Origin of the sequence: Amycolatopsis acididurans (assembly GCF_012328925.1) — a bacterium.
GTDB lineage: Bacteria > Actinomycetota > Actinomycetes > Mycobacteriales > Pseudonocardiaceae > Amycolatopsis_E > Amycolatopsis_E acididurans.
Genome location: NZ_JAAXLS010000030.1, coordinates 48,412 through 64,390, shown reverse-complemented (window position 1 = coordinate 64,390; position 15,979 = coordinate 48,412). Strand labels below are relative to the sequence as shown.

15 protein-coding genes are annotated in these 15,979 nt (G+C 68.4%); 11 read left to right on the top strand and 4 right to left on the bottom strand.

Going from position 1 to position 15,979, the window contains the following annotated elements; translation table 11 throughout:
• Position 1: 1 nt before the first annotated feature.
• The 4 genes from HFP15_RS29740 to HFP15_RS29725 are packed head-to-tail and all read right to left on the bottom strand — an operon-like array spanning position 2 to position 4,543.
• A complete protein-coding gene (locus HFP15_RS29740) occupies positions 2 to 1,033 on the bottom strand; it encodes a phosphotransferase family protein (RefSeq protein WP_168520084.1) in 1,032 nt (343 codons plus the stop codon).
• The gene (locus HFP15_RS29735) at positions 1,030 to 2,166 is read right to left on the bottom strand and encodes an Rv3169 family protein (RefSeq protein ID WP_210718037.1); all 1,137 of its coding nucleotides are present in this window, start codon (positions 2,164 to 2,166) and stop codon (positions 1,030 to 1,032) included. The genes HFP15_RS29740 and HFP15_RS29735 overlap by 4 nt, the downstream gene beginning before the upstream one ends.
• Positions 2,157 to 3,755, bottom strand: coding sequence for a class I adenylate-forming enzyme family protein (locus HFP15_RS29730; RefSeq protein WP_210718036.1), 1,599 nt, complete (start codon positions 3,753 to 3,755; stop codon positions 2,157 to 2,159). Before HFP15_RS29730 ends, HFP15_RS29735 begins: the two co-directional genes overlap by 10 nt.
• The gene (locus HFP15_RS29725) at positions 3,752 to 4,543 is read right to left on the bottom strand and encodes an enoyl-CoA hydratase/isomerase family protein (RefSeq protein WP_168520083.1); all 792 of its coding nucleotides are present in this window, start codon (positions 4,541 to 4,543) and stop codon (positions 3,752 to 3,754) included. Before HFP15_RS29725 ends, HFP15_RS29730 begins: the two co-directional genes overlap by 4 nt.
• Positions 4,544 to 4,705: 162 nt before the next feature.
• Between HFP15_RS29725 and HFP15_RS29720 the strand changes: the two genes are divergently transcribed.
• The 11 genes from HFP15_RS29720 (at position 4,706) to HFP15_RS29670 (ending at position 15,969) form a co-directional block, all read left to right on the top strand.
• The gene (locus HFP15_RS29720) at positions 4,706 to 6,163 is read left to right on the top strand and encodes a pyruvate, phosphate dikinase (protein ID WP_168520082.1); all 1,458 of its coding nucleotides are present in this window, start codon (positions 4,706 to 4,708) and stop codon (positions 6,161 to 6,163) included.
• Between the two features lie 86 nt (positions 6,164 to 6,249).
• Entirely contained in the window at positions 6,250 to 7,272 is a 1,023-nt protein-coding gene (locus HFP15_RS29715; protein WP_210718035.1) for a thiamine pyrophosphate-dependent dehydrogenase E1 component subunit alpha, read from the top strand.
• A complete protein-coding gene (locus tag HFP15_RS29710; protein ID WP_168520081.1) occupies positions 7,269 to 8,276 on the top strand; it encodes an alpha-ketoacid dehydrogenase subunit beta in 1,008 nt (335 codons plus the stop codon). Before HFP15_RS29715 ends, HFP15_RS29710 begins: the two co-directional genes overlap by 4 nt.
• Before the next feature lie 44 nt (positions 8,277 to 8,320).
• Positions 8,321 to 9,565, top strand: a complete 1,245-nt coding sequence (locus tag HFP15_RS29705; protein WP_168520080.1) for an acyl-CoA dehydrogenase family protein — start codon at positions 8,321 to 8,323, stop codon at positions 9,563 to 9,565.
• 11 nt (positions 9,566 to 9,576) lie between these two features.
• On the top strand, positions 9,577 to 10,494 hold the full coding sequence (locus HFP15_RS29700) for an SDR family oxidoreductase (RefSeq protein WP_168520079.1): 918 nt from the start codon (positions 9,577 to 9,579) through the stop codon (positions 10,492 to 10,494).
• A gap of 26 nt (positions 10,495 to 10,520) precedes the next feature.
• Positions 10,521 to 11,681 (top strand): FAS1-like dehydratase domain-containing protein, encoded by a 1,161-nt coding sequence (locus HFP15_RS29695; RefSeq protein WP_168520078.1) that lies wholly within the window; start codon positions 10,521 to 10,523, stop codon positions 11,679 to 11,681.
• The gene (locus tag HFP15_RS29690) at positions 11,678 to 12,814 is read left to right on the top strand and encodes an acyl-CoA dehydrogenase family protein (protein ID WP_168520077.1); all 1,137 of its coding nucleotides are present in this window, start codon (positions 11,678 to 11,680) and stop codon (positions 12,812 to 12,814) included. Before HFP15_RS29695 ends, HFP15_RS29690 begins: the two co-directional genes overlap by 4 nt.
• Before the next feature lie 15 nt (positions 12,815 to 12,829).
• Positions 12,830 to 13,591, top strand: coding sequence for an enoyl-CoA hydratase/isomerase family protein (locus tag HFP15_RS29685; protein ID WP_168520076.1), 762 nt, complete (start codon positions 12,830 to 12,832; stop codon positions 13,589 to 13,591).
• Positions 13,592 to 13,614: 23 nt separating this feature from the next.
• Positions 13,615 to 14,427, top strand: coding sequence for a hypothetical protein (locus tag HFP15_RS29680; RefSeq protein WP_168520075.1), 813 nt, complete (start codon positions 13,615 to 13,617; stop codon positions 14,425 to 14,427).
• Positions 14,428 to 14,481: 54 nt separating this feature from the next.
• Positions 14,482 to 14,907 carry a hypothetical protein gene (locus HFP15_RS29675; RefSeq protein WP_168520074.1) on the top strand — a complete coding sequence of 142 codons (426 nt, stop codon included), beginning with the start codon at positions 14,482 to 14,484 and terminating at the stop codon, positions 14,905 to 14,907.
• 18 nt (positions 14,908 to 14,925) lie between these two features.
• Positions 14,926 to 15,969, top strand: coding sequence for a Vgb family protein (locus tag HFP15_RS29670; protein WP_168520073.1), 1,044 nt, complete (start codon positions 14,926 to 14,928; stop codon positions 15,967 to 15,969).
• The last annotated feature ends 10 nt before the right edge of the window (positions 15,970 to 15,979 follow it).

The following is a 15,979-nucleotide window of genomic DNA, read 5'->3' as shown; positions in this document are numbered from 1 at the left end:
GTCAGGCCTTTCCGGGGTGGTCGGACACGATGCCGGCGAGGAGCCGCAGTAGCGCGGTCGGTGGCGCGGCCGGCCGGTCGGTCTCGCCGGCGCAGAAGATGCGGACGCCCTGCAGCGCGATCACGGCGAGCCGGAACAGGCTCAGCACCTGCCAGAACAGCAGCGCGCCGGCGCTGACTTCGGTGCCGGTCAGTTCGGTGTAGCGCCGCAGGAAGTCGTCCTGCTCCCACACACCGGGTATGAAGTGCTCCCGGGTGTAGACGGGGGCGCAGTACCAGCCGAGGTCGTCACGCGGATCGCCCAGGTGCGCCAGTTCCCAGTCCAGGAGCACTTCGACGGCTCCATTGTGGACCAGGACATTGGCCGGGCGGAAGTCGCCGTGGACGAGCGCGAGCCGATCCGGTGGGGCGGGAACGTGGTCGCGCAACCACCGCAGCGTCCACCGCAGCACCGGTTGCGGTTCCAGTTCTGCCTCGTCGAGAAGGCCTTCCCACCGGTTCACCTCGGCGGTGGCCGGATCGGGCAGCGGCGCGGGCAGGCCGGTGGCGACCACGTCGACACGATGCACGCGCGCGAGCAGGTCGCACAGGCTCTTGGCCAGCTGTGCCCGGCCCTGGCCGGACAGGCCGAGCGGGTTCTTGTCGCGCAGGACCGCGCGATGTGCCTTGCCCGGATGCCGGTCGACGACCATGCTCGGCCGCAGCAGTTCGGCCCCGTCGTCGTCGAGCCAGTACGCGACGGGGGCGGGGACCGGCGTCGGCTCGAGTGCCTTGAGCAGGGCGTATTCCGTCGACCGTCCGGTGTCGACGACGGCGCTCGGTGGATCGCGCCGCAGCAGCAGCCGGCGGTGCACCGGTGTGCCCGCGTCGTTCCAGCTGGCGTCGAAGGGCCAGTTCTCCCGGGAAGATCCGGTACCCGAACGCTGCAGCCCGTCGATGGTCACCTCTTCGGCGCCGGTGTTGCGTGCCGCCAGGAATGCGCGCAGGCGTTCCGAGACGACCTGGACCGACTCGGCGTCGGTTCTCGCGCTCATCGGCTTTCCCGCGGTGGCTTCGGCGGAATGGCGTCGGGGTACTTGGCATAACCGGGCAGCACCATGTATTCCATGACCCCGTAGCCGGTCCTGCCGTCGTGCCGCACTTCGATGAGGTGGTCGCTGGAAGCCTTGGCGTAGCGGTAGAACTGGCTCGCGTCGGTCAGGTCCCAGACGTCGTGCTCGAGGCTGTTCTCGCCCTTCCAGTGGCCCTGGAACCAGCCGTTCCAGCCCTCGTACCCGCCGCCGCGCAGGTGCGCACGCCCCGGGCGCGCGGTGATGTCGAACTCGAGTTTCCGGCCGTCGGCGAGCGTCAGCACGATCGTGCCGTGTGACAGCGTCGCGGCGGGGGCGCCGGCGACCCATTGCAGGTCGTGCTCCACGCCGACGATCGCCTCGTCGGGGAAGTCACCGTCGGAGCGGCCGAGCGGGCGGGACAGGCCCGCCGAGAGGTGGACCGGACGGCCGGGCTCGGCTTCGTACAAGTAGAAGTGCAGGCCGAAATCCGGCAGCTGGATGGGGCAGAACATGAGCATCCGCCATTCCGGACGCTCGCCGGGAGGCGCGCCCTGGACACGCGGCAGCGGGCGGGTGCCCCACGAGTGGTCGCGCTCGCCCCACCAGGTTTCCGGTTCGAGTGTTCGGCTGCCCTCGGGCGTGGTCAGCGTTCCGGCCGCGCGCCCGACCTGTACGTATCGGATCGCGTCATAGGTGGCCCTGGAACGGCTGACCTGGTAGTGCCTGCCCTCTAGAACGGGTTCCATGGTGCCCGTCCAGTGCAGGTCGAACGCGAGCCCCGAGGGGTTCTCGTCGAGCACGAGACGCAGATCCTCGAACGGGCGGACCACGTCGATCGTCAGCGGTCCGACGTGCATCACGTCATTGGCCGGGCCGAGCTGGCGGGCCAGCCGGAGGTTGCGCTGCGTGCCGCCCTCGGACAGCACGACGAACGCCTCCTGCACGTCCTGGTTCGGATACTGGCCGATGCCGAGGGTGAGCACGGTGTCCTGCCGCTCGGTGTCCTGGATGCTGATCCAGTAACGCTCGCGCCAGCTCGGGTCGCTCGAGCCCACCATCGCGTGCGGGAGCGAGGCCTGGTGGTAGAAGTACTCGTCCGGTGCGGTCAGTCGCACGATCCGCCGTCCCTTTCCAGCTCGGCCCGCAGGGCCTTCTTGTCAACCTTCTCCCCGGCCAGCGTCGGCAGGGGATCGCCGCCGATCCGCCACCGCGTCGGCACCTCGAAGTGGGCGAGGCGGCCGCGCACGAAGGCCCGCAGCTCGTCCTCCGTCGGAGCGGTACCGGGACGGTGCGTCACCGCGGCCGCCAGTTCCTCGCCGAGGTCTTCGTGTGGCACGCCGAAGGCGGCGGCTTCGACGATGTCGGGGTGTGCGAGCAGCGCGTGCTCGACGTGCGCGCAGGCGATGTTCTCGCCGCCGCGGATGACGATGTCCTTCGAACGACCGTCCAGGAACAGGTAGCCCTCGTCGTTGAGCCGGCCGAGGTCGCCGGTGTGCAGCCAGCCTTCGGCGTCGACCGTGCCGTCGTCGAGTCCCAGGTAACCGAGCATCACCGTGGGGGAGCGCAGCAGGATCTCGCCGCGGCCGCTCTCGTCCGGGCCGAGGATGCGCAGCTCCGCCACCGGGTAGGGGCGCCCGACCGTGCCGGGGAAGCGCTCCAGGTCCCGGTTGCCCGCGACGGTGACGAAGCCGCCCGATTCGGTCATCCCCCACGTGTTCGCCAGGCCGCGCCGCCGCAACTGCGGCAGTTTGGCACGCATCCGGTCGAGCAGTCCCGCCGACACCGGAGCGCCGCCGAGCGGGAAGGACCGGAGGCTGGACAGGTCGCGGCGGTCGAAGTCGGCATGGGCGAGCACGCGGGCGGCCATCGTGGGCACGCCGCCCCAGCGGTGGACGCCTTCGCGCTCGATGAGTTCGAGCACCTCGCCCGCGTCGAACTTGCCCACCGTCATGACCAGCCGTCCGCCCAGGATGAGCTGCGTGATCAGGTTCGACACGCCACCGACGTGGAACAACGGCGTGCAGGCGAGCATTACCGACTGAGGCGCGTCGTCGGGCACGTTCTGTGGCAGCTGCTTGGAGCGGCTGAGCAGGTTGTGCTGGTTGGCCACCACCGACCGTCGCGACAGGACGACCGCTTTGGGGGCTCCCGACGAGCCCGACGTGAACAGCACCAGGCCTGGGGACAGCTCGTCGTCGCACTCCCGCGCGCCGATCCCTGGTTCGTCGCCGCCGAACGCGTCCTCCAGGTCGCCGATCGCCAGCCAGGGCGGCGCCGGCGCACTCGCCGGTGCGGCACGATCGCTGAGCACGAGAGCCGGCTCGGTCAACGCCAGGGCATGCTCGATCTCGTTGTCACTCCACCACCGGTTGCCAAGAACGGGCACCAGCCCGGCCCACCACGCGGCCCAGATCGCCAGCACGAACTCCGGACTGTTGTAAGCCAGGACGAACACTTTGTCTCCCGGCCGGGCACCGCGGTCCAGCAGGTCCCCGGCCACCCGCGGCACAGCGTCCAGGAACGTGGCGAAATCGATGCGCCGCTCTCCCTGCACCAGAAATGTGCGGTCGCCCCAGCGCCGCGTTCCGCCGAGCATTCCGGTGATGGACGCGGGCCTCGGGTGGTAGAGCAGGCCAGGGCCGTGCGGGTCGCGGATGACATCGGTGCCCCAGATCGACGCCAGCGCCGGTTCCGTGGTGGTCACGCGCCGGTCCACCTGCCTTCCCGCTTCTCCTTGAACGCCGAGACCGCTTCGGCCACATCGGACGTCCTCGCGCTGATGGCCTCGAGGTACATGCCGGCGTCGAAGACATCGTCGATGCGCGAATGCAGATACTTGTTCAACGTCCGCTTGGTCAGCTGGACCGCGACCGGCGGCAGTGCGGCGACACGCGCCGCGAGATCGAGTGCGACCAGGCGAACCTGTTCGGCCGAATCGGCCAGCTCGGTCACGATGCCGAGTTCGTGGGCCTGCTTGCCGGTGAGCGGTTCGCCCCACAGCAGCTGCCGCTTCGCCCGGATGAACGGGAGGTTCACCGGCCAGCTCACGGCCCCGCCGTCGCCGGCCACCAGACCCATCCGCACGTGCGGGTCCACGATGCGCCCGCTCGCTGTCGCCACCACGGCGTCGGCGGTCAGTACCAGACTCGCCCCGAGACCGAAGACATCACCCTGCACGGCGACGACGAGAGGCTTGGGAAAGTCCGCGAAGGCGCGGAAGAGGTCGCGCCCCTCGTCGACCTGGCGCATCAGGACGTTGTGGTCGGCGTTCGCGGCGAGCATCGACTTGAAGTCGCCGCCCGCGGAGAAATGCTTTCCCGTCGAGGACAGCACGACGGCCAGTACCGCGGGATCGTCGCGAAGCTCGAGCAGAGCCGTGCGCAACTCACGTGTCAGGGTGGAGTCGAACCGGTTCACGACGTCGGGCCTGCTGAGCTGTATCTCGGCCACGCTTTCGCTGTGCGACAGCGTCAATGCTGCGTAAGCGGTCATCGTCACCTTCCAGGTGCTGTCCGAATTACTCTAACCGTAGAGTATTTGGCTCGCTATGGACAAGGTTGCTGGTCCCTTTTACTCTAGCATCAGATAGTTTTAGATTAGACCAAACTTCTCGGCTGGCCTGGTCAGCGCTCCTGGACCCGGAGGGAAAGTTCGATGATTCTGCTCGAGGCAGGCGGCCGGCAGGACGCCGATCGCACCGTGCTCGGCGGCAAGGCGTTCAGCATCAACAGGATGCTGCGGCTCGGTCTTCCGGTGCCTCCGGCCTTCGTCTTCCCGACCAGTGTCTGCGTGGAGTACTACGACTCCGGTAAGAGTGTCCCTGCGCATGTGGCCGGTGAGCTGCGCGAGGGGATCGCCTCGATCGAGGCCGTGGTGGGACGGCGATTCGGTGACCTGGAGGCGCCTCTGTTGGTCTCCGTGCGCTCCGGCGCGGCCCGCAGCATGCCCGGCATGATGGACACCGTCCTCAATCTCGGCGTCAATCCCGAGATCGCCGCCATGCTCTCCCGGCAGTCCGGAGACCAGGCCTTCGGTGCGGACACCCATCGCCGGTTCGTGCAGCAGTTCACCCACGTCGTCGGGAAGAAGCCGACCGATGATCCGTGGGAGCAGCTCGAAGACGCGGTCGTCGCGGTCTTCGAATCCTGGAACTCGCCGAGGGCGACGGCTTACCGCCGCCATCACGGGCTGCCCGACGACGCGGGCACCGCGGTGACCGTTCAGGCGATGGTGTTCGGCAACCTCGGCTCCGGCTCCGGCACCGGCGTGTTGTTCAGCCGGAACCCGGTGACCGGCGACGCGGAACCCTACGGTGAATGGCTGCCGGGCGGCCAGGGTGAAGACGTCGTGTCGGGGCGTTTCGATCCTCTCAGCCTGTCCGATCTCGCCGATTCGATGCCCGCGGTGCACGACGAACTGCTGGCCGCTGCCCGCGTGCTGGAACGCGAGTTCGGTGACGTGCAGGACATCGAGTTCACGGTGGAGCGGGGGCGGCTGTGGCTGCTGCAGGCGCGCTCGGCGAAGCGTTCGGCGACCGCGGCCGTGCGGCACGCGGTCGCGATGCGTCAGGAGGGGCTGCTGACGGTCGAGGAAGCGCTGGAACGTGTGACGGCCGAGCAGCTGGGCGTGCTGCTTGCGCCGCACCTCTCGCCCGAGGTCCGGGCCGGTGCGACGCTGCTGGCCAAGGGCGAGGTCGCCTGTCCGGGCGTGGCCTCCGGCGTGGTGGTGACCAGTGCGGACGAGGCCGACGAGCTCGCGGCGGAAGGCAAGGACGTGGTGCTCGCGACGCCGACCACCAACCCCGACGACGTGCACGGCATGCTGGCCGCGCGCGCCATCGTCACCGAGATCGGCGGGGCGACCTCGCACGCCGCGGTGGTCAGCCGCGAGCTGGGGCGCCCCTGTGTGGTCGGCTGTGGTGAGGGCATTCTCACGCCGCTCGCGGGCAGGGTGGTGACCGTCGACAGCACAGTGGGCGAAATCTTCGACGGTGCGCTTCCGCTGACCGGCGTAAGCGGCGAGGACGCCGCGCTGGAGACGTTCTGCGGCTGGGTCAGGCAACACGCGGAAGGGTGGGGCGCGCATCTGATCGCCGCCGTGAAGTCTGTCTAGCGATGCTATGTCGTATTGTAAATTGTCTATCACTAGACTAACTTTGAGCTGTTCGCCGTGGGCAACCAGCAGAAGGAGGATTGGTCTTGACCGACACAGTTGAGGACACGATCGCCGCGCCGGCGCTGCCGTCCGCGGCGGAGCTGGAGCGGATGTACTGGGTCATGCTCACGACCACGCTGGCCGATGCCCGTGCGCAGAAAGAGGCGAAGGCGGGCAAGCTGCAGGCCGCCTTTTACCCCGTGCGCGGCATGGAGGCCGTGTGTGCGGCCCTCGGCACGGTGCTCGAGCGGCGCGACCAGATGGTGTCGACCTATCGCAATCTCGGGGATGCGCTCGCGAAGGGCGCCAGCCTCTCCGCGATCATGGCGGAGCTCTACGGGCGGGTGGACGGCGTGTCCAAGGGCAAGGGCGGCCCGATGCACCTGCAGGACGAGGCGGCCGGCCTGACCGCCACCACCGGCATCGTCGGTTCCGGTCTGCCGATCGCCGCGGGCCTTGGCATCGCCGCGCAGCTGGACGGGGACGGCAGGGTCGTGACCGTGACCTTCGGTGACGGGGCCACGTCCATCGGCGGATATCACGAGGCCATGAACATGGCGGCACTGTGGAAACTGCCCATCCTCTTCGTCTGCCAGAACAACCACTGGGCCGAGCACACACCACTGGATCAGTACTCCGCGGCGCACGAGTTCGCCCGCAGAGCCGAGTCGTACGGCATGACCGCGCGCAAGGTCGACGGCTTCGACCCGATCGCCTCGTGGCAGGCGGTTCGTGATGCGGTGAGCGCGATTCGTTCCGGCGGCGGACCGGTGTTCCTCGAGTTCGAGACCTACCGACTGACCGGCCATACGGGGACCGCCGACTACAGCTACGTGCCGAAGGACGAGCTGGCCGAGGCATTGACGCGCGATGCCGCACCCAACTTCCGCGAATGGTTGATCCGGGAGGGTATCGCGACCCCCGCGCGACTCGACGAGATCGAGAAGGACGCCGAAGCCGGTGTGGACGAGGCGTTCACCTACGCCGAGTCGAGGCCGCAACCCGAACCCGACCAACTGCACGAAGACGTGTTCGCCGACAAGAGGCTGGTGCCTGACCTCCGATGACTACCTTGCAAGAAACCGGCAACGCACAGACGAGCAAGATGTCCGCCGCGGTCGCGATGAACTCCGCGCTGGATCTCGCGATGGCCAAGGACCCGAAGGTGGTGCTGCTCGGCGAGGACATCGCCGACCCGATCGGTGGCGTCTTCAAGGTGACCAAAGGGCTGTCCACCAGGTACGGGACCGGCCGGGTGCGGGCGACCCCGATCGCCGAGCAGTCGATCGTCGGCGCGGCGGTGGGACTGGCGCTCGCGGGCTACCGCCCGGTGGCCGAGGTGATGTTCTTCGACTTCATCACCCTCGCGACCGACCAGCTGGTCAACCACGCCGCGAAGTTCCGTTACATGTCCGGTGGCCGCAGCTCGATGCCGTTGACCGTGCGCACCGTCGTCGGGAACAGCAAATTCGGCGCGCAGCACGCGCAGTCACTGGAAGCCTGGTTCATGCACACGCCGGGAATCAAGGTCGTCATGGCGTCCACGCCGACCGAGGCCAAGGGCCTGCTCACCTCCTGCGTGTTCGACGACGACCCCTGCCTGTTCATCGAGCACATCCACCTCGAGTACACGAACAAGGAGGAGGTGCCCACCGGCGAGGTCTCCATCCCGCTGGGCAAGGCCGCGGTCAAGCGGACCGGCGACGACGTCACCGTGGTCACCTACGGCCCGGCCGTGCCCTGGGCGCTGGACGCCGCCGACCGGCTGGCGGAAGAGGGCATCAGCGTGGAGGTCATCGATCTGCGCACGCTCGTGCCACTGGATCTCGACACCGTGCTGGAGTCGGTGGGACGCACCGGCCGCGCCGTCGTGGCGCACGAGGCCACCCGGTTCTGCGGGCCGGGCGCCGAGATCAGTGCGCGCATCACCGAGGAACTGTTCGGCGACCTGGCGGCGCCGGTGCTACGGCTCGGCGGCAGTTACGCGCCGATCCCGTTCGCCAAGAGCCTGCGCGCGATCCCGAACGCCGACGACCTGGTCGCCGCCGTTCACCAGGTCACCGGTCGCTGAGCCCGTCACCTGTCACAACTTCTTTTCGTAGTAAGGAGACCCCCGTGTCGGTCGACTCCGCGCGCCGCGCGCCGTCCCCGGATGAGTTCCGGGCCGCGGCCGAGTCCTTTGTGGAGGCCGCGGTGGCGGATTCCGAGGACGGCAAGGCATTCGAGTTCTCCGAGCGGGAGGACCGTGTGACGTTGTTCCGCGGTGCCACCGCGGAGGAGGCACGGCGATCCTGCGAATGGCAGCGCAAGGTGTTCGATGCCGGCTTCGGCTGGATCACCGGTCCACCCGAGTACGGCGGTGCCGGCCTGCCCTCTCGTTACGAGCGGATCTACCAGGAAGTGGAACGTTGCCACCGCGTACCGTCCCGTTCGCCGCTCGGCGTGAGTCTCGGCATGGTGTTCCCCACACTGCGCCAGTTCGGATCCGAGACCGCGAAACAGCGATGGCTACGCGGTCTGCGCCGCGGGGATGTGGTCGGGTGCCAGCTGTTCAGCGAGCCGGGTGCTGGCTCGGATCTGGCCTCGGTGTCGACCAAGGCCGACCAGGATCCGGCGACCGGCGACTGGGTGGTCACCGGCCAAAAGGTCTGGACCTCGGGGGCGCACTACTCCGACCTGGGCCTGCTGCTCGCCCGGACTTCCGACGGCGAACGGCACCGCAACCTCACCGCGTTCCTGGTGGACATGCACGCGCCCGGCGTGGAGGTCCGGCCGCTGCGGCAGATGACCGGTGGCGCCGACTTCAACGAGGTGTTCCTCGACGGCGTCCACATCGCTGACGAGAACCGGCTCGGCGAGGTCGACAGCGGCTGGCAGGTGGCGCTCGCGACGCTGATGTACGAGCGGGGCGCCATCGGCGGCTCGACGGCGGGCGGCAGCGGCCTGTTCCGGCTCGACCGGATCATCGCGTGGCTGCGCGATCTGTCGTGTACCGGCGATCCCGCGGTCCGCCAGGCTTTCGCACGCGTGCACACCGGTCTGACCGCGGCGAAGACGATGCGTGCCCGTGCGGAGGCCGCGGTGAAGGCGGGCACCACGCCCGGCCCCGAGATGTCGCTGTCGAAACTCGCGCTCACCGCGAATCTCGCCGCGCTGTCGGATCTCGTCGCGACCGCACTCGGGCCGCGCCTCCTCGCCGACACGGGCGAGAAGGGCACGTACTCGTGGTCGGAGTTCGTGCTCGGTGTGCCCGGCATGCGGCTGGGTGGCGGAACCGACGAAATCCAGCGCGACATCATCGCGCACCGCGTGCTCGGGTTGCCCAAGGAGCCCGGCACGCCGAAATCGAACAGGACATGAAGGAGAGTCGAATGGGTAGCCTCGACGGTAAGGTGGCGCTGGTAACCGGGGCCGGACGCGGAATCGGCCGTGAGCACGCGCTGCTGCTCGCCGCCGAAGGCGCGAAGGTCGTCGTGAACGACCTCGGCGGTGCACAGGACGGCACGGGCGGCGAACCCGGGCCGGCGCAGCAGGTGGTGCAGGAGATCCGAGACGCGGGCGGCCAGGCCGTCGCCAACGGTGACGACGTCGCCGACGCGCAGGGTGCGCAGTCGGTGGTCGACACGGCGATCCAGGAGTTCGGCAGGCTCGACGCGGTGGTGAACAACGCCGGCATCCTGCGCGACCGCGTTCTCGTCAACATGGACGAAACGGACTGGGACATCGTGGTGCGTGTCAACCTCAGGGGCACGTTCCTGGTCACCCGCAGCGCCGCGCGGTACTGGCGCGAGGAGAGCAAGGCCGGTCGTGAAGTCGCCGCGTCGGTCGTCAACACCTCCAGCGAGTCGGGTGTGTTCGGTAACCCCGGTCAGGTGAACTACGCCGCGGCGAAGGCGGCGGTCGCGTCGCTGACCCAGGTCGCCTCGAAGGAACTGAACCGCTACGGCGTGCGCGTGAACGCGATCCTCCCGCAGGCGCGTACGCGCCTGACCGAGAGCACGTTCGGTGACGCGATGGCCCCGAAGGAGGGCAAGTTCGACCGCTGGAACCCGGCCAACATCGCCCCCTTCGTCACCTACCTGTCCTCGCCGGCCTGCGAGATCACCGGCGAGGTGTTCCTCGTTGGCGGCAGCCGGGTGCAGCGGGTCCGGCCGTGGGAACTCGACCCCGAATGGAAGCTGAGCGCCGAGGGCCGCTGGAGCGTGGCCGACCTGGAGAAGGCGGTCATCGAGGCCGGTGTCCCGAAGGGACAGTCATGGAGCGCGAACCCCTCGGGCGGTAAGAAGTGACGACAGTCGGCGAAAAAGAGGCCCGGATGCCCGAGGCCGTCATCGACGACGCGATGATCGAGTCGATGAAGGCCAAGGCGGGCATCCAGCTGCGGATCTCGCATTCGGTCAACAACGAGGAAGCGACCCGCATCGCGGTCACGAAGTTCGCCGGTGGCATCGGCGACATCAACGAACTGTGGACCGATCCCGAACGGGCCCTGGCCTCGGAGTACGGGGCACCGGTCGCGCCACCGTCCTTCGTGATCGGCTGTTTCTCGGGTATCCAGTTCGGCTGGCCCGGTCTCGGTTCGTTCCACTCCGCGACCCAGATGGAGCTGCTCGCGCCCATTTACTGGGGCGACAAGATCGAGGCCACCTGTCGCTACGACGGGTTCACCGGCCCCCGGCCGAGCAGCTTCGCGGGCCGCATGGTCACAGACCACTTCGTCAACGACTACGTCAACCAGCGTGGCGAGGCGGTCGCACAGATCCGCTGGCAGGTCGTGAACTACGAGCGCGCGGCCGCGCGTGGCAAGAGCAAGTCACGCAAGATCGACGTACCGCACCGCTGGACCGAGGACGAGCTGCGGGCGATCGAAGAACGCGTGCTCGCCCAGCGGCCGCGCGGCGCCGAGCCCCGGTACTGGGAAGACGTCGAGGTCGGCGAACCGATCGACGACCTGACCAAGGGCCCGATCGGGCTCACCGACGAGGTCGCGTTCATCGCGGGCGGCGGCACCCCGATCCCGCGGCTGAAGGCACACGCGGCGTCCCTTCACGACTACGCGGCACACCCGGCGTGGGCGTTCCGGGACCCGGTCACCGGTGCCCAGGAACCGATCTACGCCGTGCACTACAACCAGGCCGCCGCGAACGCGATGGGCGTGGCCTTCCAGTACGACGTGGGTTTCCAGCGGCAGTGCTGGCAGATCCACCTGCTGACACACTGGTGCGGCGACAACGGGTGGGTCAAGCACCTTTCGTCGCAGTACCGCGGTTTCGTCTACCTGTCGGACGTGATCGACCTCGGCGGGGTGGTCACGGGTAAGTCCGTCGACGATTCCGGCGAGCACGTCGTCGAGATCACCACGCACGCCCGCAACCAGCGCGGAGACGACATCATGCCCGGCACCGCGGTGGTCGCGCTGCCCAGCCGCGACGGTGGCGCGAGCCCGGTCGCGGCCAGGGCAAGGACGATGTCATGAGTGGCGAGGCGGGTATCAGGGAACAGCTGCGTGCCGAGGTGCGCCGCTGCCTGTCCGACCACGTCGATGTGCGCCCGTACTTCGCCGAAGGGGCGGATTCGGGGCCCCGGACCGACGAGGCGCTGTGGCGGCTGCTGGCGACGCAGATGAACCTGCCCGGGCTGATCGTTCCCGAAGCCGACGGCGGCGCCGGCGCACAGCTGGCCGACCTCGCGGTGGTGTTCGAGGAACTCGGCGCGGCGCTCGCGCCCGTTCCGATGTTCGCCACGGCCGGGTTCGCGTTGCCGCTCGTGCTCGCGGTAGCGGGCGAGCGGCGCACCGACGCCGCCGGCGATCTGCTGGCGGCGATCGCGTCGGGAACCACAACGGTGACGGTCGCACTCAACGAACCGGATGGCGGCTACCGTCCGGATTCCACCACCGTGCGCGCGGTGCGCACGGAAACCGGATGGTCGTTGTCGGGTAGCAAGTCCTTCGTGATCGACGCACCCGCGGCGGACATCATCCTGGTGCCGGCCTGGACCTCCGCCGGTATCGGGCTGTTCGCGGCCGACCGCGGCGAGGTGGCCGTCAGCCCGATGCCCTCGCTCGACCTGTTGCGGCCACTGTCCACGGTGCGGTTCGACGGAGCACCGGCGCGGTTGATCAGTGACGAGGACGCCGTCGCGCTCGACGCGGGGTTGGATCTCGCACTCGTGCTGCTGGCCGCCGAGCAGGTGGGCGGGGCCCAGCGTTGCCTGGACAACGCCGTCGCTTATGCCAAGCAGCGTGTCCAGTTCGGACGGCCGATCGGCAGCTTCCAGGCGATCAAACATCAGCTCGTGGATCTGCTGCTGCAGGTCGAAATGGCTCGTTCGGCGATGACGCACGCGATCGGCGTCGCGGATTCCTATCTGCGAGACCCCGGTGCGGGTACCGCGCGTGATCTGGCCGAGGCGGCGAGCCTGTCCCGTGCGCTGTGCTCGGACACGTTCACCCACGTCGCCGACGAGGCCCTGCACATCCACGGTGGCATCGGGTTCACCTGGGAGCACGACTCGCACCTCTACTACCGCCGCGCCAAGGCGACCGAACTGCTCTTCGGCATTCCGGACGCCCACCGGGAACGGCTCGCCGCGGCCGCCGGTCTGTAGAAGGGAACCGACACGATGCCGGATGTGCTGGTCGACCGTGCCGAGGGCGTGGTCACCGTGACGTTGAACCGTCCAAAAAGGAAGAACGGTGTCACCTGGCCACTGATCGAGGAGCTGGTTCGCGAACTCGAGAACATCGCCGGGAATTCCGGCGACCGGGTCGTCGTCCTCACCGGTGCCGGCGGGGCGTTCTGCTCCGGCATGGACCTGTCCGAGTCGGTGGCACCCGACGAACTGCGCTTCATGCGGCGCGTCGGGCAAGTGGTCACCCTGCTGCACGAGATGCCCAAGCCGACCATCGCCAAGGTCGCCGGACCTGCCGTGGGCTTCGGCTGCAACCTGGCGCTGGCCTGCGACCTGACGGTGGCGGGGGAAGGCGCGATGTTCGGCGAGATCTTCGCCGAACGCGGGCTCACCCTCGACGGCGGTGGTTCCTGGTTGCTGCCGCGCCTGGTGGGGCTGCAGAAAGCGAAGGAACTCGTGTTCTTCGCCCAGCGAGTGTCCGGCTCCGAGGCGGCCTCGCTCGGGCTTGTGGCATGTGCTGTTCCCGACGACGAACTCGACAAGGTGGCCGACGACTGGGCACGCAGGCTGGCCGACGCGCCGACCCTGGCTTTGTCGATCATGAAGAAGTCGCTGAACAAGGCGTTCGAATCATCCTTCGCCGAGGCCATCGAGACCGAGAGCCTCGCTCAGTCGTTCAGTTTCTCCTCCGCCGAGGCCAAGGAGGGCATGCGCGCCTTCCTGCAGCGGCGTGAGCCGCGGTTCCGCGGATAGTCAGGTCGAGCAATGGAGCAGACATGGCGTTGTCAGGGTTCTACCCCTCCCCACCGTCCACCGTGGCACCCGCCACGACGCATCACGTAGTTCTGATAACGGCCATCGTGCTCTTCGCCCTGTGGGTGTTGTACGCGCTGGCCGACCTGATCCGCACGCGTTCGCCGATCCTGTTGTTCTGCGCCATCGGAGGACTGGTGTGCGCGCTCATGGAGACGTTCTGGGGTGTGCTCGGCCTCTTGAACTACCGGGACGGCAACCTGATGTCCTGGATCCAGTTCAACTTCCGGGGCGACCCGCTCTGGTCGACGCTGCTTTACTCGCTGTTCGCGGGTGGTAGCGCCTATCTGTTCTACGACCTTACGCGCAAGGGTGCGCCGAGGAAGCAGTACTGGATGGGCATGGGCGTGATCATCGTGTCGAACCTGGTGATCGAGATCCCGCTGACGGCACTGAAGCTTTACGACTACTACGGCCCGCAGCCTTTCCAGTTCTACCAGGGTGGTTTCCCGCTCTGGTGGCTGTTCACCAATCTCGGGGGAATCGCCTCGGGTGTGCTGCTCGCGCTGGCGGTCGGCCGCTACGGCGTGCGCGGCACGCTGCTGGCCGTCCCCCTGGTTCCCTGTGCTTTCGGCGCCTGGGAGTTGTGGGCCGGATGGCCGACGTTCGTGACCATGACAATGGGCGTGTCGCGCGCGTGGACCTACCTGGGGGCCGCCATCACCATCGCGCTGAGCGTCAGTACGGTCGCCGCGATCGTGAACGCGGTACGGCCACGGACGGAAACGATCGAGCGGTCGCCGGTCCCGCACCAGGATGCCGCGGGCACACGTTAGAGGCGCGCACCCGTTCACGCGAGCGATGCGCTCGCACGCTCACCTGGAGAAGAGATGACCTTATCTTGCGCTGCCCGCCGTATCGCGGTCGTACCGGCAGCTATGGCGGCCGCCGCACTGGCTGCTGTCCTGCCCGCGGTCGCGGCGACGGATCCCGCGGTTGCGATCGCGCAGAGCCTCGCCGCGGGCGACGGACCCGGAGCCGCGCAGCAGATCGAATCCGCCGGCTTCGAGCACGACTCCCGGCGACTCGCGCACGTCATTGTGGAGGGCGGGCATCTCGCGGTGCGCAACCACAACGGCGACGGTTTCCGTGACGCGGTCGCATTTGCTTTCCCACATTCCGGCGTGCCCTTCTCCGGCGCGATGGCCACCTTCGGCCTGGCGGCAACCGAGGTCGCCGCCACCGGGGTCACGCCCGACGAAGCCCTCGTCGGCGGAGAAACCATAGCTGCCACCACCAAGGCATACCTCATCTGAACCTGCGACGGAGAAATCATGTTCGGCAAGAAGCTACGCCTGTCCGCGCTCGGCGCGACGGCCATCGTGCTCACGGTTCCGTCCCTGGCGGCAGCGGACACGATCTCCATCACCGAATCGGCGCCGTTCCCGAGCCCCGCGGCAGGTCCCTGCGAGATCCACTTCGACAGCTCCGGCATCGGCTGGGTCGAGGAGATCACCGCGAACAAGATCGGCCGCTACGACCCGGCTACCGGCGCTATCACCGAGGTCCCCGTGCCGACGCCGCTGTCAGTGCCCGGGGGTGAGGCGATCGGGACGGACGGCGGTGTGTGGTTCACCGAAGTGTCGGCCAACAAGATCGCCCGGCTGGACCCGGGCACCCAGCAGATCGAGGAATACACCATCCCGATTCCGGGCGCACTGGGCAGCGTCCAGCTTCCCACGGGAGCGGCCGCGTCCGACGCGATCGAAGCCGGCCCGGACAACGCGATGTGGTTCACCGAGATCGGCAACAACGCGATCGGCCGGATCGACCTGGCTACGCACGCCATCACGTCGTATCCCATCCCGACCCCGCTGGCCGGGCCGATCATCGTGCACCGAGGTCCGGGCAGCACCATGATCTTCCCGGAGGCCACGGCGGGCAAGGTCGGTCAGATCGACATCTACACGCATCAGTTCACCGAATACACCGTGCCATCGCCGGCTTCGGCTCCGCAGGGCGTCACCACCGCTGAGGATGGGACGATCTGGTTCACCGAGACCGGTACGGGCAACATCGGGCAGATCAACCCGGAAACGCGGCAGGTCGCCGAGTGGTCGCTGGCCGCGCCCGCCAACCTGTTCCTGCCCCGGCCCGGGCCGCTCGTCTTCGGCAGTGAGGGCAAGATCTATGTCGCCGAAGGAAACCTCGACGGCGGCACGAACATCGGCCAGTTCGACCCGGTGACGCACGCTTACCGTGACTTCCCGATCCCGACCCCGGCGGCGAGTCCGTGCGACCTCAACGCCCACGGCGGTTCCGTCTACTTCGGTGAGCTGCTGGGCAACCGTATCGGCAGGCTCACCATCGGCAGCTGATACCAGAAAC

Bases quoted from the DNA above. Each gene is read 5' to 3' on its own strand.
- HFP15_RS29740 (WP_168520084.1), bottom strand. From the start codon at position 1,033: ATGAGCGCGAGAACCGACGCCGAGTCGGTCCAGGTCGTCTCGGAACGC.
- HFP15_RS29680 (WP_168520075.1), top strand. From the start codon at position 13,615: ATGGCGTTGTCAGGGTTCTACCCCTCCCCACCGTCCACCGTGGCACCC.
- HFP15_RS29685 (WP_168520076.1), top strand. From the start codon at position 12,830: ATGCCGGATGTGCTGGTCGACCGTGCCGAGGGCGTGGTCACCGTGACG.
- HFP15_RS29720 (WP_168520082.1), top strand. From the start codon at position 4,706: ATGATTCTGCTCGAGGCAGGCGGCCGGCAGGACGCCGATCGCACCGTG.
- HFP15_RS29670 (WP_168520073.1), top strand. From the start codon at position 14,926: ATGTTCGGCAAGAAGCTACGCCTGTCCGCGCTCGGCGCGACGGCCATC.
- HFP15_RS29725 (WP_168520083.1), bottom strand. From the start codon at position 4,543: ATGACCGCTTACGCAGCATTGACGCTGTCGCACAGCGAAAGCGTGGCC.
- HFP15_RS29710 (WP_168520081.1), top strand. From the start codon at position 7,269: ATGACTACCTTGCAAGAAACCGGCAACGCACAGACGAGCAAGATGTCC.
- HFP15_RS29690 (WP_168520077.1), top strand. From the start codon at position 11,678: ATGAGTGGCGAGGCGGGTATCAGGGAACAGCTGCGTGCCGAGGTGCGC.
- HFP15_RS29695 (WP_168520078.1), top strand. From the start codon at position 10,521: ATGCCCGAGGCCGTCATCGACGACGCGATGATCGAGTCGATGAAGGCC.
- HFP15_RS29675 (WP_168520074.1), top strand. From the start codon at position 14,482: ATGACCTTATCTTGCGCTGCCCGCCGTATCGCGGTCGTACCGGCAGCT.
- HFP15_RS29700 (WP_168520079.1), top strand. From the start codon at position 9,577: ATGGGTAGCCTCGACGGTAAGGTGGCGCTGGTAACCGGGGCCGGACGC.